The organism is Halomonas profundus (assembly GCF_020865425.1).
Lineage (GTDB): Bacteria > Pseudomonadota > Gammaproteobacteria > Pseudomonadales > Halomonadaceae > Vreelandella > Vreelandella titanicae.
The window spans coordinates 5,162,788-5,184,832 of sequence record NZ_CP086344.1; the positions used below are offsets into that span (position 1 = coordinate 5,162,788).

At 56.7% G+C, this 22,045-nt stretch carries 22 protein-coding genes; 7 read left to right on the plus strand and 15 right to left on the minus strand.

What is annotated here, in order from left to right:
- The first annotated feature begins 24 nt into the window (after positions 1-24).
- The 3 genes from LMS44_RS23535 (at position 25) to LMS44_RS23545 (ending at position 1,676) form a co-directional block, all read left to right on the plus strand.
- Positions 25-297, plus strand: a complete 273-nt coding sequence (locus tag LMS44_RS23535) for an HU family DNA-binding protein (RefSeq protein ID WP_007112276.1) — start codon at positions 25-27, stop codon at positions 295-297.
- On the plus strand, positions 297-653 hold the full coding sequence (locus tag LMS44_RS23540; protein WP_022521104.1) for a hypothetical protein: 357 nt from the start codon (positions 297-299) through the stop codon (positions 651-653). Before LMS44_RS23535 ends, LMS44_RS23540 begins: the two co-directional genes overlap by 1 nt.
- Positions 654-731: 78 nt before the next feature.
- On the plus strand, positions 732-1,676 hold the full coding sequence (locus LMS44_RS23545; protein ID WP_089691102.1) for a LysR family transcriptional regulator: 945 nt from the start codon (positions 732-734) through the stop codon (positions 1,674-1,676).
- Here the strand turns inward: LMS44_RS23545 and LMS44_RS23550 are convergent.
- From LMS44_RS23550 to LMS44_RS23570, 5 genes are all read right to left on the minus strand, one after another.
- Positions 1,655-3,205 carry an aldehyde dehydrogenase family protein gene (locus LMS44_RS23550; RefSeq protein WP_089691104.1) on the minus strand — a complete coding sequence of 517 codons (1,551 nt, stop codon included), beginning with the start codon at positions 3,203-3,205 and terminating at the stop codon, positions 1,655-1,657. The two genes, LMS44_RS23545 and LMS44_RS23550, sit on opposite strands and share 22 nt — an antisense overlap.
- Positions 3,205-4,107, minus strand: coding sequence for an NAD(P)-dependent oxidoreductase (locus LMS44_RS23555; RefSeq protein ID WP_089691106.1), 903 nt, complete (start codon positions 4,105-4,107; stop codon positions 3,205-3,207). Before LMS44_RS23555 ends, LMS44_RS23550 begins: the two co-directional genes overlap by 1 nt.
- Before the next feature lie 101 nt (positions 4,108-4,208).
- On the minus strand, positions 4,209-5,366 hold the full coding sequence (locus tag LMS44_RS23560) for a M20 aminoacylase family protein (protein WP_498946554.1): 1,158 nt from the start codon (positions 5,364-5,366) through the stop codon (positions 4,209-4,211).
- 10 nt (positions 5,367-5,376) lie between these two features.
- Positions 5,377-5,871 carry an ABC transporter ATP-binding protein gene (locus LMS44_RS23565; RefSeq protein WP_027958723.1) on the minus strand — a complete coding sequence of 165 codons (495 nt, stop codon included), beginning with the start codon at positions 5,869-5,871 and terminating at the stop codon, positions 5,377-5,379.
- Entirely contained in the window at positions 5,858-6,676 is an 819-nt protein-coding gene (locus tag LMS44_RS23570; protein WP_141440239.1) for a DUF3100 domain-containing protein, read from the minus strand. The genes LMS44_RS23565 and LMS44_RS23570 overlap by 14 nt, the downstream gene beginning before the upstream one ends.
- 171 nt (positions 6,677-6,847) lie before the next feature.
- On the opposite strand from LMS44_RS23570, the gene yccS reads away from it, so the two are divergent.
- Positions 6,848-9,052: a YccS family putative transporter gene (gene yccS / locus LMS44_RS23575; protein WP_498946557.1), complete on the plus strand. Its 2,205-nt coding sequence runs from the start codon at positions 6,848-6,850 to the stop codon at positions 9,050-9,052.
- A gap of 9 nt (positions 9,053-9,061) precedes the next feature.
- Here the strand turns inward: yccS and recG are convergent, their stop codons facing one another.
- Together recG and LMS44_RS23585 are read right to left on the minus strand one after the other, a co-directional pair.
- Positions 9,062-11,140 carry an ATP-dependent DNA helicase RecG gene (gene recG, locus LMS44_RS23580; RefSeq protein ID WP_089691110.1) on the minus strand — a complete coding sequence of 693 codons (2,079 nt, stop codon included), beginning with the start codon at positions 11,138-11,140 and terminating at the stop codon, positions 9,062-9,064.
- Positions 11,137-12,066 carry a hydrogen peroxide-inducible genes activator gene (locus tag LMS44_RS23585; protein ID WP_022521096.1) on the minus strand — a complete coding sequence of 310 codons (930 nt, stop codon included), beginning with the start codon at positions 12,064-12,066 and terminating at the stop codon, positions 11,137-11,139. The genes recG and LMS44_RS23585 overlap by 4 nt, the downstream gene beginning before the upstream one ends.
- Before the next feature lie 222 nt (positions 12,067-12,288).
- Between LMS44_RS23585 and LMS44_RS23590 the strand changes: the two genes are divergently transcribed.
- Positions 12,289-13,170, plus strand: a complete 882-nt coding sequence (locus tag LMS44_RS23590; protein ID WP_089691112.1) for an SDR family oxidoreductase — start codon at positions 12,289-12,291, stop codon at positions 13,168-13,170.
- 160 nt (positions 13,171-13,330) lie between these two features.
- On the opposite strand, the gene LMS44_RS23595 is transcribed toward LMS44_RS23590, so the two are convergent.
- The 4 genes from LMS44_RS23595 to gmk form a co-directional block, all read right to left on the minus strand.
- Complete coding sequence (locus LMS44_RS23595) at positions 13,331-13,720, minus strand: RidA family protein (RefSeq protein ID WP_022521094.1); 390 nt, start codon at positions 13,718-13,720, stop codon at positions 13,331-13,333.
- 97 nt (positions 13,721-13,817) lie between these two features.
- The gene (locus LMS44_RS23600; protein ID WP_041157433.1) at positions 13,818-15,962 is read right to left on the minus strand and encodes a RelA/SpoT family protein; all 2,145 of its coding nucleotides are present in this window, start codon (positions 15,960-15,962) and stop codon (positions 13,818-13,820) included.
- A 32-nt stretch (positions 15,963-15,994) separates the two neighbouring features.
- On the minus strand, positions 15,995-16,252 hold the full coding sequence (gene rpoZ, locus LMS44_RS23605) for a DNA-directed RNA polymerase subunit omega (RefSeq protein WP_007112267.1): 258 nt from the start codon (positions 16,250-16,252) through the stop codon (positions 15,995-15,997).
- Positions 16,253-16,370: 118 nt separating this feature from the next.
- A complete protein-coding gene (gene gmk, locus LMS44_RS23610) occupies positions 16,371-17,003 on the minus strand; it encodes a guanylate kinase (protein WP_022521092.1) in 633 nt (210 codons plus the stop codon).
- Positions 17,004-17,151: 148 nt separating this feature from the next.
- On the opposite strand from gmk, the gene LMS44_RS23615 reads away from it, so the two are divergent.
- A complete protein-coding gene (locus LMS44_RS23615; protein WP_039857803.1) occupies positions 17,152-17,847 on the plus strand; it encodes an extensin-like domain-containing protein in 696 nt (231 codons plus the stop codon).
- Positions 17,848-17,862: 15 nt separating this feature from the next.
- On the opposite strand, the gene LMS44_RS23620 is transcribed toward LMS44_RS23615, so the two are convergent.
- From LMS44_RS23620 to LMS44_RS23635, 4 genes are all read right to left on the minus strand, one after another.
- The gene (locus tag LMS44_RS23620; protein ID WP_022521090.1) at positions 17,863-18,114 is read right to left on the minus strand and encodes a YMGG-like glycine zipper-containing protein; all 252 of its coding nucleotides are present in this window, start codon (positions 18,112-18,114) and stop codon (positions 17,863-17,865) included.
- Between the two features lie 121 nt (positions 18,115-18,235).
- Entirely contained in the window at positions 18,236-19,447 is a 1,212-nt protein-coding gene (locus LMS44_RS23625; protein ID WP_089691113.1) for an MFS transporter, read from the minus strand.
- A gap of 158 nt (positions 19,448-19,605) precedes the next feature.
- Positions 19,606-19,926, minus strand: a complete 321-nt coding sequence (locus tag LMS44_RS23630) for a helix-turn-helix transcriptional regulator (protein ID WP_022521088.1) — start codon at positions 19,924-19,926, stop codon at positions 19,606-19,608.
- Positions 19,923-21,266 carry a type II toxin-antitoxin system HipA family toxin gene (locus LMS44_RS23635; RefSeq protein ID WP_089691115.1) on the minus strand — a complete coding sequence of 448 codons (1,344 nt, stop codon included), beginning with the start codon at positions 21,264-21,266 and terminating at the stop codon, positions 19,923-19,925. Before LMS44_RS23635 ends, LMS44_RS23630 begins: the two co-directional genes overlap by 4 nt.
- Positions 21,267-21,416: 150 nt before the next feature.
- On the opposite strand from LMS44_RS23635, the gene LMS44_RS23640 reads away from it, so the two are divergent.
- Entirely contained in the window at positions 21,417-22,043 is a 627-nt protein-coding gene (locus tag LMS44_RS23640) for a DNA-3-methyladenine glycosylase family protein (RefSeq protein ID WP_089691117.1), read from the plus strand.
- The last annotated feature ends 2 nt before the right edge of the window (positions 22,044-22,045 follow it).

The following is a 22,045-nucleotide window of genomic DNA, read 5'->3' on the forward strand; positions in this document are numbered from 1 at the left end:
TCTTTTAAAAAGGGGAGATTCCTTATGCGCAAACCTGAACTCGCTGCAGCCATCGCTGAAAGTGCCGACCTATCCAAAGATAAAGCTGGCCAAGTGCTGAACGTTATTCTGGATGAGATCACCAACAGCGTTGCTAAGGGCGAAGATGTCGCTTTGATTGGTTTTGGTACCTTCACGGTACGTGAGCGCGCAGCACGTACCGGCAAAAATCCGCAAACCGGTGCCCCGCTGCAGATTCCGGCCAGCAAAAACGTTGCCTTTAAGCCAGGCAAAGGACTTAAGGACGCCGTTTCTTAATGAAGCTCAAGCTGACGCTGTGGCTACTGGGCGTACTGCTCAAACGTGCCCTGCGCCGCAAGCCGCGCTTTCGTGAACAGTTAGAACGCATGCGCGGCCTGGACTGGGGGATTGCCACGGAAGATCTAAGTATTGCCCGCCACTACCGGATGACACCGAAAAGTATCAGTACCGGCAAAGGGCTGCCTGTGGACTTAGATCTTGAGCTACGCTTCCGTGATCAGAATACCGCCTTGAAAGTGCTCAAAAAGCCAACACAGCAGGCCTTTCTCGACGGCATGATAAACGGCGACGTGCGCTTAGTGGGTGATTCCGCCGATATGAATAAGCTGCAAAAACTACTCAAGTATTTGTAGCGGTTTACGATTGGCATAGGGTAACGGCTTAGATTAAATAAATTTAGGCTGAACAAGGTAGAGGTATAAAAGCTATCGATGGACATACCTCATCAACGCCTCGTTTACTTTCGCGTTACCCTTGAGTCTGGCTCCGTGCGCCGCGCAGCGGCGCGCTTGGATATTGCTCCCTCGGCGGTAAGCCGGCAAATTGCTTTGCTGGAAGAAGCCTTGGGAGCGACGCTTATGGAGCGTCAGCGCGACGGCATTTCGCCTACTCCGGTAGGCGAAATGCTGCTTGAGTACTGCGAGCGCCGCGGCGCCCTTGATGAAGGGTTTATTGCGTCACTTGAATCCTACCAACGCATGGAAACCGGCAAGATATCGCTTACCGTCGGAGAAGGGTTTGTCAGTGACCTAGTAGCCTCCCCACTGCATGAATTTACCCAACGCTATGCGGGCATTCAGCTCGATATCCATACCGCAGGCACCTCGGGCATTATTGACGCTGTTGTCGGCGATCACAGTCATATCGGCTTGATGTTCCATGAGCGTACCCATCCCCAGCTGCGTTTCTGGTCATCTACTCCTCAGCCACTCATGGTCATTCTGCCGCCCGACCACCCGTTAACCAGCCAAACGGCGCCGCTCACGCTTACCCAGCTTAGCGACCAGCCCATGGCCATGTGGGACACTACCCATGGGGTGCGTCAAATGGTTGACCAAGCCTTTCAGCAGTCGCGTATAGCCCCGCGCATGGCGATGAATACCAACTCAATGGTGATTCTGGCCCAATATGTGCGCAGCGGTATGGGGATTACACTGCTACCCGCCTTTGCCGTCGCCCACGATTTAGAGCTCGGCACGTTAGTGGCGCGCCCGGTAGATAATCCGCTTTTTCAGCGCTCCCAGGCCCACATGGTCACGCGGGTAGGCCGCCAACAGCCCAAGGCCAGCATTCTGCTGCTACGCCACCTGCAGCGCTGGATGCAGGCGTTTCGCGCCCCAGGCTCGGTAAGCGATCAACCAACACCACTACCGTAACCAAACGCCACGCTGGCTTCAGGGGCTGTTTCCACCCAGACGCTTTGCGGCACCGTATATTCGCGCAGGCCATCCAAGCCGCTGGAGCGACCGAAGCCGCTATCGCCAAAGCCACCAAACGGTGACATCACGCTGATCGCCTTGTAGCTATTGATCCATACCGTACCAGCACGCAGTTGCCCAGCTACGCGATGCGCTCGCGCTACGTCCTGGCTCCAAACGGCGCCAGCCAAGCCAAAGCGGGTCTCGTTGGCGAGCTGAATGGCCTGATTTTCATTGTCAAAGGCCATGGCCACCAGCACCGGACCGAACACTTCTTGTTGAGCAATCTCCATATCCGGCGTGACATCGACCAGCACGGTAGGGGCGATAAAGTAGCCCTGAGCCTCGGTAGGTAATCCCTCTGGCCGTTTACCGCCCGTTAACAACGTTGCGCCAGCGGCTACCGCCGCGTCGATCATGCGTGTGACCTGCTCAAATTGGCGGTGATTCTGCAAAGGCCCCATGCGGGTCGCTTCATCGTTAGGCAGGCCCACCGAAATCTGTTCCGCCGCCCGCGCCAAACGGCTGGTGACTTGCTCAAACACCGGGCGCTCGATCAACAGCCGCGAGCCCGCCACACAGCTCTGGCCGGCGGCGGCAAAAATGGCCGCCTGGGCACCCGCGACAGCTTCATCCAGCTTGGCATCGGCAAACACAATATTGGCGGATTTGCCCCCCAGCTCTAACACGCTGGGCACCAACCTCCTCGCGCCCGCTTCAGCAATCATGCGACCACTCTGGGGAGAGCCCACTAACACCAGTTTGCTGATGGCAGGGTGGTCGGTCAGCGCTGCGCCGGTCGACTTGCCCAGCCCGTTGACGATATTGATCAGCCCTTTAGGAAGTCCGCCGCTTTCAAGTAGCTTGGCAATCACCACCGATGAAAAGGGCGTCAGTTCGGAAGGCTTTAGCACCACACCATTGCCCGCCGCAATGGCAGGGGCTAACTGCCAGGCACAGGTGAACATCGGGGCATTCCAGGGGGTAATCTGCCCCACCACGCCGTAAGGTACATGGCGCACATAGTTAAGATGCGAGGTAGGCACTGGAATCACTTCGCCATGCTGCTTGTCGCACCAACCCGCGTAGTACTCGAACATCTCGCGTACTTTGCCTACTTCAGCCCGGCAGTCACGAATCGGCTTACCGGCCACCACACTTTCCAGCTGAGCCAGCGCCTCTTCATGGCCCGCCAGGCCGCGTATGGCGGCATTCATGCGCCGTCCACGCTCGCTGGCGGTTAGCGCCATCCATTCGCGTTGGCCTCGCTGTGCCGCTTGGGTAGCACGCTCAATCAGTCCAGCACCCGCATCGCGATAGCTCACCAGCGTTTCGCCGGTGGCTGGATTGGTCAGGGTGATCACGTCCCCCTCTCCTGCCACTAAACCGCCATCAACCCAGTTGCTCAGCAGCGTGGTGGCCGTTAATCCAAAACCTTCGAGTAGCGTGGCAAGGTGATCTTGGGCATGTTGGCTAAGTGCGTTCATTACTGCTCCTCCGCCTGGCTGGCACGAGCTAATATCGGCGTGGTGATATGGTTAAAGTCATCGCTATCGGTTGGTTGTTCGGGGTTCGCGTGCCAGGCATCGACCACGGCTTGTAACAGCGGCGAGGGGATATCCAGTTGCTCAGCGGCATCCCGGGCCAAACGTAAATCCTTACGCATCAAACCGGTGGTAAAGCCTGAGTCGAAACGCTCACTCAACACCCACTCTGGGAAGTTCACCTCGCTGACCGCGCTGCGCCCCGAGCCACTGTTAAGGCCCGCCAAGCAGGCCGCGGGGTCAACGCCCGCCTTGACTGCCATAGCAACGGCTTCGGCGGTGGTTAACAAGTGCGCGGCACACAGGTAGTTATTGGCAAGCTTGACCACATGGCCGCTGCCCGGGCCGCCCACATGGGTACGCTTGGCCGACATGGCTTCCAGCATCGGCAATACCCGTTCGATAGTGCGTTCATCGCCTCCTAACAGCATCCCTAGCTTGCCGCTGGCAGCGCCTTTCGGGCCGCCGCTGACCGGGGCATCCAACCATAGAAGGCCCGCTGCGGTTACTTTTTCGGCCAGTTCACGCGTCACGGCGGGGTCACTGGTGGAGGTATCGACAATCACGCTACCTTTCGGCGCAAGGTCAAGCAGGCCTGGCGATTGCTCGATCACCTCACGCACATGGGCAGAGGTGGGCAACGACAGCAGGTAAACGTCGCTAGCGGGTAATTCTTCGGGAGCCACAACGGTTAGTCCTTGAGCAGCAAGACGCGATCGCGCTTGCTCAAATACATCGCTACCCGTTACTTCAAACCCTGCTGCTTTGAGGGTGAGCGCCATATTGCCGCCCATCTGCCCCAAACCAATGACGGTAATCGATAAAGGGGTGGTGACTAAAGACATAGTAAAGCTCCTTTAAACGTCATGAAGACGCTATGTTCCGGGTAGACGCTCCCCTACCCAGAGGGCATCAGAGAGCGAATAACGTGTATTAAGTCAGGAATTTAGACGAGTAACGCCCTTACCAGCTCCACCCAGTAGCGCGTGCCCAGCGGCAGCAACGCGTCGTTAAAGTCATAGCGGGGGTTATGCAGCGAAGCGGACTCCTCGCCATTGCCCATCCAGATATAGGCACCTGGGCGCTCGGCCAGCAGGAACGAGAAATCCTCAGAGGCCATACTGGGCGGCGGGTTGCGCACCACATTGTCGCTGCCGAGTAAGCTTTCCAGCACCGAGGCGCAGTGCTGGGCATGTTCAGGGGTATTGATAGTGGCGGGATAGCAGCGCTGATAATCCAGCTCAACGGTTAAGCCGTGAAACTCTGCCAAGCTGGCAATCGCCTGCTTAAAACGTGCCTCCAAGTGCTCTTTAAGCGCCATATCAAAACAGCGCAGCGTGCCGCGAAGCGCCACCTGTTCGGGAATCACATTGAAGGTATCCCCTGCGTTAATGCTGGTAATACTCAGCACGGCAGATTTGTCCGGTGGCGTTTCGCGGCTCACCAGCCCTTGCAGTTGGCTGATCAGTTGGCAGCTCGCCAAAACCGTATCAGTACCTAAATGGGGCATCGCCGCATGGCAGCCCTTGCCAGTCAGCGTCAGGCTAAAGATATCGAAGGCGGCCATGACGTCGGTATCGTGCACCGCGGCGACGCCTACCGGCAGACCCGGCCAGTTATGCAGGCCGTACACGGCGTCCATGGGGAAGCGCTCAAACAGGCCCTCTTCAACCATCACCCGCCCGCCGCCTGCGTTCTCTTCGGCGGGTTGAAAGATGAACACCACCCGGCCTTTGAAATCCGGCTGCTGCTTTAACGCCCAGGCAGCGCCCAACAGCATGGTGGTGTGTCCATCGTGGCCGCAAGCGTGCATTTTGCCCGGCGTTTGCGACGCGTAGGCAAGCGCAGTCTCTTCACGAATATCCAGGGCGTCGATATCGGCCCGCAGGCCGATGGTTTTACCTTCACCTTTTTGACCATCCAACGCGGCTACCACACCCGTTCCGGCAATCCCGGTGGTTACCTCAAATCCCCACTCAGTCAGCAGCTCGGCAATACGCGCACTGGTGCGATGCTCCTCAAAAGCCGTTTCCGGGTACTGGTGGAAATCATGGCGCCACGTTTTTAGTTCTGCGCAATTCGGTAAGTCTACTGAAGCAGTCATCGGCTTGTCCTTAAAGCATCAAGTGGGCGACAACGGCAGAGCCAATAAAGGTACCGGTAAAGACCAGCAGGGCCACAATCACCAGCTTCCAGCCAGTTTGCTTGAACATGGCAAACTCACGACCGGTAAGCGCCAGCCCTGCGTAGGCCAGTACCGGCGTGACCACTGCCAGGAAATCCACTTCAGCCAGCCGTGCGATTATCCAGCCATTACCGGGGAAGAACGGCAGCGTCGCGATAATACTCACCAGCGACACCCAGGCCACGCTGGGCAGGTAAAAAGGGCAAAACCGCCCAACCACCAAGCCGATAATGACCATGGCATACAGAATCAACATGCCGGGCAGCGCATCTAATAAAGGTGAACCGTTGACGATATTGCTAAACCACGCCGCCACACACACTGCCGCCAGTACCAACGCGGTTTTGCCTAGCTGATTTTCGGGACGTAGCTCTTTTAACGCCTCAGCATCGAACTGATCGATTGGGCTCTCATGAGTTTTCATGGCTAACCTCCTGGCGCGAGCCTTTTAAGCGCTTGTACATCCACTCGGTGATCGGTAGCGCGATAAATAGCGAGATATACAGACCGGTGGCGTAGGTAAGCAGGTTGCTTGCCCCGGCAAAGGCGAGTAGTTCGTCTTTGGATGCGGGTACCGCTTCAGCTAAAGCTGCTGAACACGCCGCCACCATACTGCCACTGCCCACCCCGCAGGCCATGGCCAGAGCACGAATATCGAGAATATCCAGCGAGGCGATGTAGCCCGCCATTAAGGCGAAGTAGAGCGTACCGAACATGGTGCCCACTACGTAAACGCCCATAATGCCGATACCTTCAGGGCTTCTCAGCCCGTAACGGTCTGAAATAATGGCAATATTGGGCTCACGGGCGATAGAGTAAGTGGCACCGATCGCTTCACGTCCCATTTTGAGGACTAATACTGCAAAGGGGAGAGCTATGAGCATGGTGCCCAGATTACCCAATTCCTGGAGAATCAGTGCAGGGCCGGCGGCGATGATCTGCTCGATCGCTGGGCCAATGGTGGAACCGAATTTGGCGATAAACGGCAGGATGGCGATTAGAATAATCGGGCCAGCCGCATTGCTGACCGGCTTGGGAATGACTTTGCCCATTGCCGAAAAAAGATGAGGGTTGAACAGAACGCCAATGATAAAAGCATAGAGCAGCGGTAGTAACAGCAGCGTTCCAGGCCCGAGGGGGATACGTACGATGCCGACCCACTCGGCAAACATCGACGTCACGATCACCGTTAGGTGAAGACGCCAGTCCAGCAGCAGTTTGATATCCATAGGAGTGTCCCTGTTTTTTTTAGAGTCACTCCGAGTATCGAAAGGTTACTGTTTCAATCATAGGGCTTTAGTGCGCTAATTTTTAGAACACCCAAACGTTGAGTGCTGAGTAGCGACATCCAACGCCTACGCATTTATACTAAAGTCTAACAACCACCTATAAGAGCCTTTATGCCCATATCTTTGCCGCTACGGCGCCTTTGGACTCTCGATAAATTCGCCTACAGCCTGCGCGTCTTTATAGCGTTCAGCGGTGCGTTGCTATTTAGCGGCTTAATGGGCGATGTAGCGCTGGTCATTCCGCTTTTTCTCGGCATTATCGCCTGCGCGCTGTCTGAAACTGACGACAGCTGGCAAGGCCGTCTTCAGGCGCTGCTGGTAACGCTGGTGTGTTTTACGTCAGCTTCCTTTATCGTGCAGTGGCTATTTCCCTGGCCCTGGCTATTTGTAGTGGGCCTGGGGCTTTCGACCTTTTGCCTGATTATGCTCGGAGCAATCGGACAGCGTTATGCCACCATCGCTTCCGGCACGCTAATACTCTCGATCTACTCGATGATCAACATCGAGCAGCACGGCGGGGTGGATGAAGACGTGGCGGCGCGCCAACTGCTGCTGTTGGCTGGAGCGGTGTGGTATGGGCTAATTTCGGTGGTGTGGTGCGCACTGTTTTCGCGCCAACCGGTCAAGCAGAGCATGGCACGGGTGTACAAAGCGCTGGGTGAGTTTCTGATACTGAAATCGGCGCTGTTTGAACCGGTGCGCGGTGTGGATGTGGAAGCCCGCCGGGTGGCCTTGGCGCGCCAGAACGGCAAAGTCGTCGCTGCGCTCAATCAAGCCAAAGAGATGATTTTTAGGCGGCTTGAAGGCCAGCGCGGCGACCAAAAACTCAACCGCTACCTGCGTATCTACTTTATCGCCCAGGATATTCACGAACGCGCCAGCTCCACCCATTACCCCTACAGCGCGCTCAGCAAAGCCTTTTTCCACCATGATGTGCTGTTTCGCTGCCAGCGGCTGCTGGATCAACAAGGGCGCTCCTGCCGTCAGCTAGCCAAATCGCTGCTACTCAATAGACCGTTTGATCATCAGCAGAGTGAAGAGGCGCTGGCTGACCTTCACGCCTCGATTGAGAACCTGCGCGGCCGTGGCAAGCCCGAGTGGCTCCCACTGCTTTACCCATTGAGCGCGCTGGCAGAGAACCTGGCCACCCTGGAAAACCAGCTCGCCAGCGCCCACAACCCCGGCGTCAGCGATGAGCGGCGCGACAGTTCACTGTATGACCGCTCGCCGTCGAGTGTGCAGGAAGCGTGGAAGCGGGTGCGCCTAAACTTTACTCTCGGCTCCCCCACTTTTCGCCATGCAGTTCGGCTCTCCATTGCCCTCACGACCGGCTATGGGCTGATGCAGTGGATCGACCCCGAGCAGGGCTTTTGGATTCTGCTGACCACGTTGTTTGTTTGCCGACCCAACTTTGCCACCACACGGCGGTTTTTGTCCCAACGGATAATGGGCACGGTACTTGGCTTGGTAGTGGGCTGGGCGTCGATCAGCCTCTTTCCGCACCCGCTGGTGCAGAGCATGATAGCCGTGGCCGCCGGGGTCTCGTTCTTCGCTAACCGCGAAAAACACTATGTAATCGCTACTGCCTCTATCACCCTGCTCGTGCTGTGCAGCTTCAACCAGGTAGGCGACGGCTATAACCTGATCCTACCGCGGCTGCTCGATACCCTGCTTGGCTCACTCATCGCCGGCTTAGCGGTGTTTTTTATTCTGCCCGACTGGCAGGGTCGCAGGCTTTATCGCGAAGCCGCCAACGCGCTCAATAACCACCGCCGCTACTTGGAGGAGATTATCCACCAGTACGAGGAGGGCAAGCAGGATGACTTGGCCTATCGCCTGGCGCGGCGCAATGCCCATAACGCCGATGCAGCGCTCTCCACCCTGCTCACCAATATGCTCCATGAGCCGGGGCATTACCGGAAACTGGACGCGGACAACGGACTGCGCTTTCTGGTGCTCTCCAATACCCTACTCAGCCACCTCTCTGCACTGGGCGCCCATCGCCACCAGTTGGCAGACGATGAAGACGATGCCACGCTAGTGCCGGTAGCAAAACGTATTGGTGAGCTGCTGGGACAAATCGCCGAGCGATTAAACCAGCGCCAGCCGGTTGAGCCACTAGCGGATCAAGCTGCCGAGTTATTAGCCCAGCTAGAAGAGAAAAGTGCGCTATCAGCAGATGAAAAAGCCGTCACGCTCTACCGCCCTATCCAAAGCCAGCTACGCCTTATTACCGAGCAGCTCGCCCCGCTGGGTGAAGCTGCGAATCGTCTGGTGGGAAGTGAAGAGCATACGCCAAGCACCGCTAGCGTCTAACCAAGCTAACTACACCTGCCCATAGCGCCCTGCCGCCTCGCCAAGCCAGCGGCGCACCAGGACAGCGGTAACGTCTGGGCTGCCCTGCAGCGTTTGGGCCATGGCCGTTACCCGCTCTAGCAGGTCGGCATCGCGTTCCAGGTCGGCAATTTTCATCTGCGCAAGGCCGGTTTGGCGGGTGCCGAGCACTTCGCCGGGGCCGCGGATTTCCAGGTCTTTCTCGGCGATGCGGAAGCCATCGGTGGTTTCGCGCATGACCGCCAAGCGCTGGCGGGAGCTTTTCGACAACGGCGGGTGGTAGAGCAGCACACAGAAGCTTTCCGTGCTGCCACGCCCTACCCGGCCGCGTAGCTGGTGCAGTTGGGAAAGCCCCAGACGCTCGGGGTTTTCGATAATCATCAGGCTGGCGTTGGGTACATCTACCCCCACCTCTATCACCGTGGTGGCCACCAGCAAATCCAGCTCCCCCGCTTTGAAGGCGGTCATCACCTCGGCTTTCTCGCTCGACTTCATGCGCCCGTGAACCAAGCCCACCGCCAACTCAGGCAACGCTATGGTTAGCTCATCGCGGGTAACCTCGGCGGCCTGGCACTGCAACACCTCGGATTCATCGATCAGCGTGCACACCCAATACGCCTGACGGCCTTCGCTGCAGGCCAGCCGAATACGCTCAACCACTTCAGGGCGGCGTTCGTCGGGCACCACCACGGTTTTTACCGGTGTACGGCCGGGGGGTAGCTCGTCGATCACCGAGACATCCAGATCCGCGTAGGCGCTCATGGCCAAAGTGCGCGGAATCGGCGTGGCAGTCATGATCAACTGGTGTGGGGTTAGCCCGCCCGCCTCACCCTTCTCGCGTAACGCCAGGCGCTGATGCACGCCAAAGCGGTGCTGCTCGTCAATGATCGCCAATCCCAGGCACTGGAAGTGCACGTCGTCCTGAAACAGTGCGTGAGTGCCCACCACCATACGCGCACGCCCATCGGCAATCGCCGCCTTGGCATCCAGCCGTGCCTTGCCTTTGAGCTTGCCCGCCAGCCATGCCACTTCGATCCCCAGCGGCTCAAACCAGGCTTTAAACGAGCGGTAGTGCTGCTCCGCGAGGATTTCAGTCGGCGCCATGATCGCCGCCTGGCAGTTGCCCGCCAGGGCGCTCAGCGCGGCCATGGCGGCGACCACGGTTTTTCCCGAGCCGACATCGCCCTGGATCAGCCGCAGCATCGGTGCCGGGCGACTTAAATCGTGGCTGATCTCCTCCAGAACGCGGCGCTGGGCACCGGTTAAGGCAAACGGTAATTGGGCCAAAAAGCGCGCCTGCAGACTGCGCCCAGAGGGTAGCGTCGGTGCGCCATCCGCCTGAATACGCAGGCGAACTTCGCGCAAGCTTAGTTGGTGGGTGAGCAGCTCTTCCAGCGCCAGCCGCCGAGTGGCCGGGTGCTGGCCACTGGTCAACTGCTCTATATTCACATCGGGAGGCGGCTGGTGCAGCAAGTGCAGACTGGCGTGTAGGCCTGGCAACTGAAAGCGTTGAAGCAGGGCATCGGGTATTACATCGGGCAAGGCCTCGGGGGCGCTGTCCAGTAAACCGAGCGCCTGCTGAGCCAGAGCACGCAGCCGCGGCTGGTTCAACCCTTCGGTGGTGGGATAAATAGGCGTGAAATACTCCTCCACCGGGGTCTCACTACCGCCACTGAGCCGGTATTCCGGGTGGTAGATCTCTAAACCGGTCGCCCCAGCCCGCGCTTCGCCAAAGGCGCGCACGGTCGCACCTGGGCGCATCTGTTGCTGCTGGGCCGGTGAGAAGTGAAAAAACCGCAGGCTCAAAATACCGCTAGCATCACGCAGGCGCACCAGCAGGCTGCGGCGGCGCCCTTTGACTACGTCGCAAGCGGTCACTTCGCCCTCTATCACCGCCTCCTGACCTGCACGCAGCAGGCCAATAGGCGTAAGCCGCGTGCGATCCTGATAGCGCAGCGGCAGGTGGAACAACAGGTCGCTTACCTGCTCGATACCCAATCGACCCAGTTTCAGCGCCAGCGCTTCGCCCACGCCCTTCAGCGCGGTGATGGGCGCGGAAAGATCACTCATAGGGCGCTTTTCACGGCTTTAGTAGGTTGGCGGCAGTGGCTGATCGCCTGAATCAGCGCCTCAATAGCCTTGGGACGGGGAAAGCTCGCCCGCCAGGCGATCGCCACGGTGCGCGACGGCGCAGGTTCCACAAATGGTCGACTGGCCAGCATGGCATTTTCATACTGGTCGGTGCCCAACGCCGACTGCGGCAGCACCGTAATACCTAATCGAGAGGCCACCATATGGCGAATGGTTTCCAGCGACCCGCCTTCGGCGATCAGCGTATTGTTGGGGCTGTTGAGTTTTTGGGTAATCGCCGGGCAGGCTTCCAGAATTTGATCCCGAAAACAGTGCCCTTCGCCGAGCAGCAGCAGGCGCTCTTCGAGTAAGTCCTCTTTATTGATCGCCTCCCGCTCGACCCATGGGTGGTTAGCGGGAATGAGAACTTCAAAGGCTTCGTCGTAGATTGGCTTGGTGACCACATCGGTTTCAGTAAACGGCAATGCCACAATAATCACATCCAGCTCACCGCTTCTTAGCTTGGCGCGCAGCGTACCGGTCATGCCCTCTTCAATATACAGCGGCATTTGCGGGGCCGCGTTCGCCAGGGCAGGCACTAGATGGGGAAACAAGTAGGGCCCAATGGTGTAAATCGCCCCAATGCGCAGCGGGTTGGCCAACTGATCTTTACCCGCACTGGCGAGCTCAAAAATCAGGCTGCTCTGCTCCAGCACACGCTGGGCCTGGGCGACGATTTTTTCACCCAGCGGGGTAACCTGGACGGTGGATTTGGAACGCTCAAAGAGCGGCGTTTCGAGCTCTTCTTCCAGCTTTTTCACCGCCACCGAGAGCGTGGGCTGTGAAACGTGGCAGCGTTCCGCCGCACGGCCAAAGTGACGCTCCTGGGCAAGGGTTACGATGTAGCGAAGTTCTGTTAAAGTCATAGCGGTGCCAGTGGCATCCTCTCGTAGCAACTCGTGACTAGGGCTTGTATGAAAAAAGTAAAGTGATGTATGCAAGGCCTTGCATCATGACAGTCAGCGAGACGGAAAAGGACAAGCAAGCTCTGCCGTCGGTCTTCTCAACCGACAATATCTCGGTTCAATGTCATCGTTGGTAGAGACTTTGCATCTAATAGGGAATATTAATCAAGAGGAGTGAGCACGGTGAAGCTAACCGTACTGATTATCGGCTGTGGCGATTTAGGGATCAACCTTGGGCGCGAGCTGCTTGAAGAAGGGCACCAAGTGATTGGCCTACGCCGCAACGTGGAAGCCTTAAAAGACACCGGCATTACACCGCTGGCGTTAGATCTGGATAGCCTTGAAGAGGCCGATGCCAAAAGCCTGCCCCAGGCTGACTATGTGGTTTATACCGTCAGCGCTGACCGTTTCGAAGAGAGCGCGTATCAAAGCGCCTATCCGGAAGGTTTAAAGCGCGTGCTGAGCGTGATGGAGCAGCACAAAACGCCTCCACGTAGGGTGTTTTTCGTCTCTTCAACTAGCGTGCATGGCCAGCAGGAGGGTGAGGTCGTTAACGAAGAGAGCCCCACCGACCCCACTAGCTTCTCTGGCACCCTAATGTGCGAGGCTGAGCAGGCGCTGATCAATCACCCCCTGCCGGGCACGGTGATTCGCTTTTCCGGCATTTACGGCCCTGGCCGCGATCGACTGATTCATCAGGTTGCTGAAGGCCGCGTGGCTGCGATCACTCCTGTGGTCTACTCCAATCGCATCCACCGCGACGACTGCACAGGTATTATTGCCCACCTGATTCGCTATCAGGAGCGCGGTGAGACGCTGGATGATATCTACCTGGGCAGCGACTGCGAACCGGTCACCATGCATAACGTAATGATGTGGCTGGCCGAGCAGTTAAAAGTAGAGGCCACAGAGACCATGCAGTCCCCTTTACGTCGGCGAACGAGCAAACGCTGCGATAACCAGCGCATATTGAGCACTGGTTATCAGTTCCGCTTTCCCAGCTACCGCGAAGGCTATGCACAGGTACTCAAAGAGGGCGGCTTTCTAGCAGCCTGTCGGACTTAACACTGATCTACTGCGAATCCCGGTATTTTGGCCAACTTTATTCGATCGATTTCGTTAAATAGCGCGCTATTCGCCTCAATCGATCGATAAATTTGGCTCAAAATCCGTGCTTCTCGCGACGATCGGTCAAGCCCGACAGGCTGCTAGCGCTAAACAAAGCCTAGTCGCCAATCACCATCACCGCTTCCGCTTCCACCTGGCTGCCTTTGGGTAGTGCTTTGACGCCAACGGCGGCGCGGGCGGGGAAAGGAGCGGTGAAGAACTCCTCCATGACTTGGTTAACAATCGCAAAGTTATCCAAGTCCACCAGGTACAGATTCAGCTTCACGATATCGCTTAGCGAACCCGCTGCTTCTTCGCACACTGCCTGAAGGTTGGTGAAAACTTGGCGTGCCTGAGCTTCAAAATCCTCTGACACAATCGCCATGGTCGCAGGATCCAACGGGATCTGACCAGAGAGATAAACCGTGTTGCCCGCTTTAATAGCCTGGGAGTAAGGGCCAATAGCCGCGGGGGCTTTGCTGGTGTTGATAACGGCCTTATTGCTCATACGTTGTTTCTCTCCTGTAATGGGTAACACTTAATTATTTGATACTGAAAAATAACGATCGCTGCCGACTTATATCAGCATGTTGTTATATATAGTATTAATTAGCGAGTCGGGTAATTTTGCCAACGTTGGGAAGGTTACGGATGCGTTTAATGATGCGTGCCAAATGCACACGACCTTTCACCGACAGCGTCAGATTGACGGTGGAAAGGTGGGCATCGCGCTCTTCAATACCAATCCGCTCAATATTGGCATCGGCATCGGTGACCAGCCCGGCAAGCTCTGCGACTAGCCCACGACGGCTCTCAATTTCGATACGCAGCGCGACCGGGAAATCTTCATCAATGGTGTCCGACCACTCCAGCGCGAAGAGCTTATCAGGGTCGTTTTTATCGGCGAAGTTCTTATCCACTACGTTTTTACACTCAGCGCGATGCACCACCAACCCTTTGCCTGTGGAAAGGTGGCCCACCACGGGGTCGCCTGGTAGCGGATGACAGCAGCGCGCAAAATTAATCACCATGCCTTCGCTGCCGCTGATCATGACGGCTTTGCTGCCCTCCCCGCCTACAGGGTGCTCATAGCTTTCGCCATGCGCCGCAGCCACTAGGCGGCGTGCCACCACGTGGGTCATGCGGTTGCCCATTCCGAGCGACTCCAACAGAGCATCTTCAGAAGAGACATCCAACTCTTTGAAGGCGCGCTTAAGCGCGCTCTCATCCAGTTCTTCCAGGCTGGTATCGAACGGCGCCAGGGCTTTATTGAGCAACCGTCGTCCCAGCATGACCGCTTCGGTCTGCTGCTGATATTTAAGCGCGTGACGGATTGCCGAACGCGCCTTTGCGGTGGTCACAAAATTGAGCCAGGTAATATTGGGCTTCGCACCGGGGGCGGTGATAATTTCCAACGTCTGACCACTTTCTAAGCGCGTCGAGAGCGGCGCCAAATGGCGATCAATGCGGCAAGCGATACAGTTATTGCCGATATCCGTGTGCACGGTGTAGGCGAAGTCGATTACGGTAGCGCCCTGGGGCAGCTCCATAATATCGCCTTTAGGCGTGAAAACGTAGATGTCGTCGGGGAACAGGTCGTTTTTAACGTGCTCGATAAACTCCAGCGAGTCGCCGGCGTGGCGCTGCATTTCCAGCAGGCCCTTAACCCAGGCGCGAGCACGTGCATGGCTGCCCTCGGCAATCGGATGGGAAGTCTGCCCCGCTTTATAAAGCCAGTGGGCAGCGATACCGTTATTGGCCATGGCCTCCATTTCACGGGTGCGTATCTGCACCTCAATGGGCATACCGCGGGAACCAAACAAGGTGGTATGCAGGCTCTGGTAACCGTTAGCTTTGGGAATCGCAATGTAGTCTTTAAAGCGCCCCGGTACCGGCTTATAGAGGTTATGCACCACGCCTAGAATACGGTAGCAGCTGGCCACATCTTCGGTAATGATGCGAAAGCCAAACACATCCATAATTTCGACAAAGGGCTTACGCTGGTCGCGCATTTTTTTATAGATCGACAGCAGATGCTTTTGGCGTCCAATGACGGTGCCATTAAGCCCGTCATCGTCCAGGCTTTTTTGCAGGGAGGACTGTATTTCGCGCATGGCACTACGCCGGTGCCCCCGCGCTTTGGCAACCGCACGCTTGATGCGCTCCGAGCGCATGGGGTGAATCGCCTGAAAGGAGAGATCCTCAAGCTCGATACGAATCGTATTGATACCCAGCCGCCCGGCAATTCGCGCGTAAATTTCCAACGTTTCACGGGCGATGCGACGCTTTTTATCTGGGCGTAGGGCGCCCAGGGTGCGCATGTTATGCAACCGGTCAGCCAGCTTGACGATGATAACGCGAATATCCCGCGACATCGCCAGCACCATCTTCTGAAAATTTTCCGCCTGGGCGACGGCTTTGTCTTCAAAGGTGATTTGGGTAAGTTTGGATACCCCATCTACCAGCTCTGCTACCGGCTTGCCAAACTGAGCCTCCAGGGCTTTTTTGGATACCCCGGTGTCTTCGATAACGTCGTGCAGCATGGCGGCCATCAGGCTTTGATGATCCATGTGCATATTGGCAAGAATATTCGCTACCGCAAGCGGGTGGGTGACGTAAGGCTCGCCGGAACGCCGCCGCTGGCCGTCGTGGGCCTGCTCAGCGTAGTAAAAGGCGCGTTTGACCTGCTGGATCTCATCCGAGGGTAAATAGCCGCCGAGTCTATCGGCCAGGTCATCAATGGTGAACATCTACCGCGCCTCTATCGGTTTCGTTGAAAACGTTAGTCGTCGATATGAGTAGGCGCCATAGCCGGGCGCGGACGAACAGCGGCTTCAACGGGCTCGTCCAGTACAGTGTGATCGACCAGGCCTGCGGCAATTTCACGCAGCGCCATCACCGTAGGTTTATCATTTTCCCAAGGTAGCAGAGCATCGCGGGAGCCGCGCGCCAGCTGGCGAGCGCGCTGAGTGGAAATCATCACCAGCTTGAAACGGTTTTCAACATTTTCAAGACAATCTTCAACGGTTACGCGAGCCATGGGAGCCTTCCTGTTATGACGGAACCGGGCCGACACCGTAGAGAACGGCGCCGACCCAGTGAAAAAATGGTGCGACAAAAATAGTGCAACGCAATAGAAAGTAGTAGAACCGTATAGATTACTCGACCGTAGGCGTCTGTGACAAGAGCGCAGCCAACAGCGGCGCGTGGCGCTCGGTCATTACCGGGCGACTTAAGCGACGGCTGATCACCAGTGACTGTAACTCCTGCAGCGCCGTGGTGAAGTCATCATTAACGACGAGGTAATCATATTCGTGGTAATGGGACATTTCACTCACCGCATCGCGCATCCGCCGGGCAATCACCGCATGCTCATCGGTGCCACGGCTAGCAAGACGTCGCTCCAGCTCCTCGCGGGAGGGCGGTAGAATAAAAATCGACACTGCATCAGGCATTTGTGTGCGTACCTGCTGAGCGCCCTGCCAGTCGATTTCCAGAATGACGTCCTGACCTGCCGCTAGCAATACCTCTACTGCCTGGCGCGAGGTGCCGTAGTAATTATCAAATACTTTGGCATACTCGAAGAACTCACCCTGCGCGATCATCGCTTCAAACTCGGCTACATCGGTGAAATGATAATTGACGCCATTCACCTCACCCTCGCGCTTGGCACGCGTAGTGTGCGACACCGACACTTGAATCCCATCCAGGCTTTCGATTAGCTCGCGCACCAAGCTAGTCTTGCCAGCACCTGAGGGGGCAGAAACGATAAACAGCGTACCTTGGGACATGAAGTACTTTCCCTTCAGTTAGCAAAATAAGTAGCGGAAAACGTAGTAAACGCAAGTAGAGCGACTGCAGCAGAGCAGCAAGGCTGCGCAGTATCGCACACCCAGCGCGGCGACTGTAGCGTTGGTGGTGACATACAGGGAGGTAGGCATGCGCAGTACGCTATTTATTTTAGCCCTGATTGCGCTGGGTGTAGCCCTGCAAAAAGGCATCATTGAGATTCCCCGCCACTGGGCGCCATGGGCTCCGCTGCATATTGACGACCCCATTACGCCGGTCACACAGCTTAAGTTAAGCCGCTTGGCAGACGACCGCGCAGGCTGTTTAGCTGCATTAGATACCGTCCCCGAGGGCGAGCTGCGCTATACACCATTGGCCGATTACGCCCCCACGGCGAGCTGCCCGCTTGCCAATATCGTGCGCATGCACTCTAGCGGCGTCGCGTTCAATCAGAGTTTCGTGGCTTCCTGCCCCATGGCACTGGCGTGGGTCATGTATGAACGCCACGCGTTACAGCCTGCCGCCAAGGAGATTATGGGTAGCCGAGTGAGCCAGGTTAACCACGTAGGTAGCTTTGCCTGCCGTAACGTGTATGGCCGCGAAGCCGGCAGGCGCAGCGAACACGCCACCGCCGAAGCGCTGGATGTAGTGGGATTTCAGTTTGAGAACGGCCAGCGTATTACGCTGATCAATGACTGGGATGATGAAGGCGAGGTAGGTGAGTTTTTACGCGCTGCGCGGGATGGCGCCTGCCATACCTTCGGTAATGTATTGGGGCCCGATTACAACGCCGCGCATGCGGATCACTTTCATATGGGCATGCGCGGATTTAGGCTGTGTCGCTAAGAGATCAACCATTACTTATTCGAGATTGATGTCATCTGCATCGGTGGCGGCACCGGTGGCAGCACCAACGCCACCGCCGATAACGGCGCCTTGAACGACGCTACCACCGGTTACGGCTGCGGCACCCGCGCCAATGGCAGCACCGACACCCGCGCCGCTAGTAGCGCGCTCTCCGGTAGTGGTACCACAACCCACCAAGCCAATGGTTAACGCCACCACCGCGCCGAGGGTCAATATGCGTGTCAAATTCAATACCTGAATGTGCATGGTCATCTCCTTATGGGTTACTACTCTTACACAGTAGAGAGAATTCGACTTTTTAGCCATGTTAATTATCACTGTTCGATAACTAGGCAGCTGGCCAATCACAATGCAACGTTAGCCAACGCTAGGCTCGCTGGGCCACGGCGCCGTAGGTGCGCTTTTCCAACCATCGCCCAGCGGCAAAAATCACCAAGCCACAGAGTGCCAATCCCGCACCGACCAAGCCCGTGCTCGACCAGCTAAAGCCAGCGCTGATTGCCAAGCCAGCAAGCCACGCCCCTAGGGCATTGGCACCGTTAAAGGCCGCGTGGTTGAGTGAGGCCGCCATGGTTTGGGCATCTTCCGCCACATCCATCAAGCGGGTTTGTAATGAAGGCGCTAGTGCCATACTGGTGCCCACCAGGCCAACAAACAGCAGCCCCGTCCAAACGTTATTCGCCGCAAAGTAAAACAACCCTTGTACCACGCCACACCAGAGCAGAATGGTAGGTATGGCACGCATCAGGTTTTTATCCGCCATGCGCCCGCCGATTAAGTTACCGGCAATAGAGCCCAGGCCGAAAATGACCAGCACCAACGGCCCCAGCGCTTCGCTCATACCCGCCTGCTGGGTTAATGTCGGCATCACATAGCTAAAAATGGCGAACATGCCGCCGCAGCCGATGCAGGCAAGCGCCAGGGTAACCAACACCCGCTGCTTAAGCAGCGCTGAAAGCTCACGCACCGGGCTTGCTAGAGTATCGACGGGCTGCACCGGTACATAGAAGCGGATCAACAGGGCGGTGAGCAACGCAATACCACCGACACCCGCAAAGGCGATCTGCCAGCCCAACAGGTTACCCGCCCAGGTACCCAGCGGCGCACCGATCAGAATCGCCACGGTTAAACCCATCATCACCCGGGAAACAGCCCGCGCCCGTTGGTTTATCGGCACGGCTCCCGCGGCCACCAGTGCGGCGATGCCAAAATAAGCGCCGTGAGGTAAGCCAGCCAGAAAACGCAGCCCTACGAATGACCAGAACCCTGGTGCCATGGCACTAGCAATATTGCCCACCGCAAATACCAGCATCAGCATAATCAACAGCGACCGCCTAGGTACTCGCGCGGCCAGCGCCGAAATCAGCGGCGCACCGACTACCACGCCCAAGGCGTAGCTGCTTATTGCGTAACCCACTTGCGGCACCGTTACCGCTAAATCACCCGCCACACGGTTCATCAGGCCCATAATGACGAACTCGCTGGTGCCGATTCCAAAGCCGCCCAGCGCCAACACAAATTCGGCCAAACGCGGGTTGCGCGCCAGCCCTTGAGACGACGATGCTGTCGAATCCTGCATGCTTAACTCCTTGGGATACCGCCCGGTTGGTATCACGATGGCGCAAATGATCGCAGGATTAGACGAAAGTAGAAACATGCTGCGTTTAAAAAGTTAGCGGGCGAACACAATCGTTAAGTTGGGTTGAATAGGAAATGTTTGGATAAGGTGTTTGGCGGTCAGGCGCTAGGGGATTCCACTGAAAGCAACCGCTCACGCAGATGACGGTTACGCGGCACCAAGCCGGTTTGCAGGCCCAAGGGGCGGAATACTTGGTTTAGCAGCGCCAGTGTAGGGCTTGCTTTATCGGCTTCCAGATCAGACAAGGTGCGGCGACTGATACCCACCAGCTCGGCATATTGTGTCTGCGACATTCCCAATACTTCGCGGCGTAGTTGACGCAGCACCTGCCCTGAGCTGATCTCTTCCCGCAGCAGCTGGGACAATAGCGCCATAAGTAGTGCCTCGCGCTCAATGCTAGAGAGTTCTTTGCGTTTCATACCAGTCCCCAGCGGGGCAGCTTAGCATCCAGATAATTTAACCCCACCGCATTCGATGCTAGCAACGCTTCCGGCACTCCCCGCGCAGCAAGTCGTTCTTTTAGCCCGGCTAACTGACTCCCCAGCGCTTTTAGCTCTGCCATCAACTGCTCGGCTGGCACATAGGCATTTAAATTCTCCGTAATGGCTACCCAGCTGAATTCAGGACCCTCTTCAAACGGCGCGCCCCAAGTGGTGGTGCGAATAATACCTTCTGGGTCAGCCTTCATGGGCGCAAAATCGTAGACTGGCGCCAGCCAGATTCCCTGAGGCGTTTTCAACAGCGCCGTATTGCGGCCATGGTTATCGCTATTAGCAAAAGCGACATTAAGCAGATCACGTTTCACCCACTCGCTCACGAAACTCGCCGTATCAAAATGACCTCCTAACTCGCGAACGCGGTATTGCTGGCTCAACAGGCCAACCAGTGTCTCAATCACGTCAAAATGGTTTAAGAAGCTTCCTGGCTGACGCTTCATCGCGGAATAAACCGACTCCAGCCCATACAGCGTTCGCTTCCCAGCGGGGTAATCAACATCAAAGCGGGGCAACCACAGCGATGGATAGCGCTCGCCTTCCAGTAGCCGCATCCTTTGAGTGTCGATCGTCGCTATGCCGAGTGACGCCAGCTCATGATAGAAATGGTATTCGGCGCGAAGGATATTGTTATCAAGCTCGGTGCGCTGGCCGCGAGGAAATTTCACCAGATAGTGCTGGTCGGTATTCGCCGGGTCATCCTGATAGGTATCGATCCAGACCTGATCGTTTGGCGAACAGCGTAGCAGTAGCTTAGGCGCTTCACCGCCAGCTCCGGTCGCACCACCCCCAGCGGCTCCCATTTGCTGCGCATAAGCAAGAAAATCGCTATCTCGATCCACAACATCGCGTAAGGCAAAGCGCTGCTGCTCTAGCGTGCTACCTACTGGACGCTCGGGAAGGGCCTCTTTAATACGTAAATTACCCACCGGAGCAATCGTCCCTTTAGCCAATAGGGCGTAATCTTGTTCAGCCTCAGTAAGCGCCGATATCCCCAACTGCGTGACCCAGTAACGGCGGCTGGCCCCAGAAGGCATGATATCGTCTAAAAAAGCGAACCAGCGTGGCGATTGATGGGTATTCATTAGCTCAATCGGCAAAAGCAGGCTGCAAGCATGCTCATCATCGCGATCCAACCATTCAAGGGCATAGTCGGTGATATAGCCCAAGCGCGCAGGCCCTCGGCGACCTTGCGCTGGATGCTCAATCACCAGCTCAGCGGCATCGTGCCACTGGCCATGATGAAATGTCTGGATGGTTAGCAACGTGGGACACCTTAATTGAGCAGTTAATAACTGAGCAGTTTAATGCTCAATAGTGTAGCCTAAGGCTCCGGAATGTGCATTTTAATACTCATAAATATATAAAAACTCAATTAGTGAGCAATATAATACTCATTTTAACCAGGAGTAATAATGCCAGCTGATACCCCATCTTTTAACACGATCGAACACGCCATGGCTGAACTCGCCAAGGCTGACCCCGATATCGCCCGCGCCCTACCGCTAGTCGGAGCGCCCTCGCCTCGCGAGCGTGATAAAGGCTTTGCGACGTTCTTCTCGACTATCGTTAGCCAGCAACTATCTACCGAAGCGGCTCGCGCGATTATGGGTCGTGTAAATACACTGCTGCCCGAGCTTCACGCTAAAGCGGTAATAGAGATAGAGGGCCAAGCGCTGCGCGATGCGGGGCTTTCCTGGCGCAAGATCGATTACGCTAAAGGGCTGGCAGAAGCAGAGTTGGCAGGCACTTTTAGCGCCGAGGGGCTGGAACAACTAAGCGACTACGAGGCGATTGCCGCGATTACCGAGCTACGCGGTTTTGGCCGTTGGAGTGCTGAGATCTACCTGATGTTCTCGCTGCAACGCCCAGATATTTTCCCCGCTGATGACCTTGCCCTGCGGGTTGCGCTGGGCCGCTTAAAAGGCATGGACGATAAACCCACGCCTAAACAGGCCCGCCAGTTGGTGGAACACTGGGCGCCCTGGCGCAGCGTGGGTTCGCTGTTTCTGTGGCACTACTATCGCGGCGAGCCGCTTTAAAT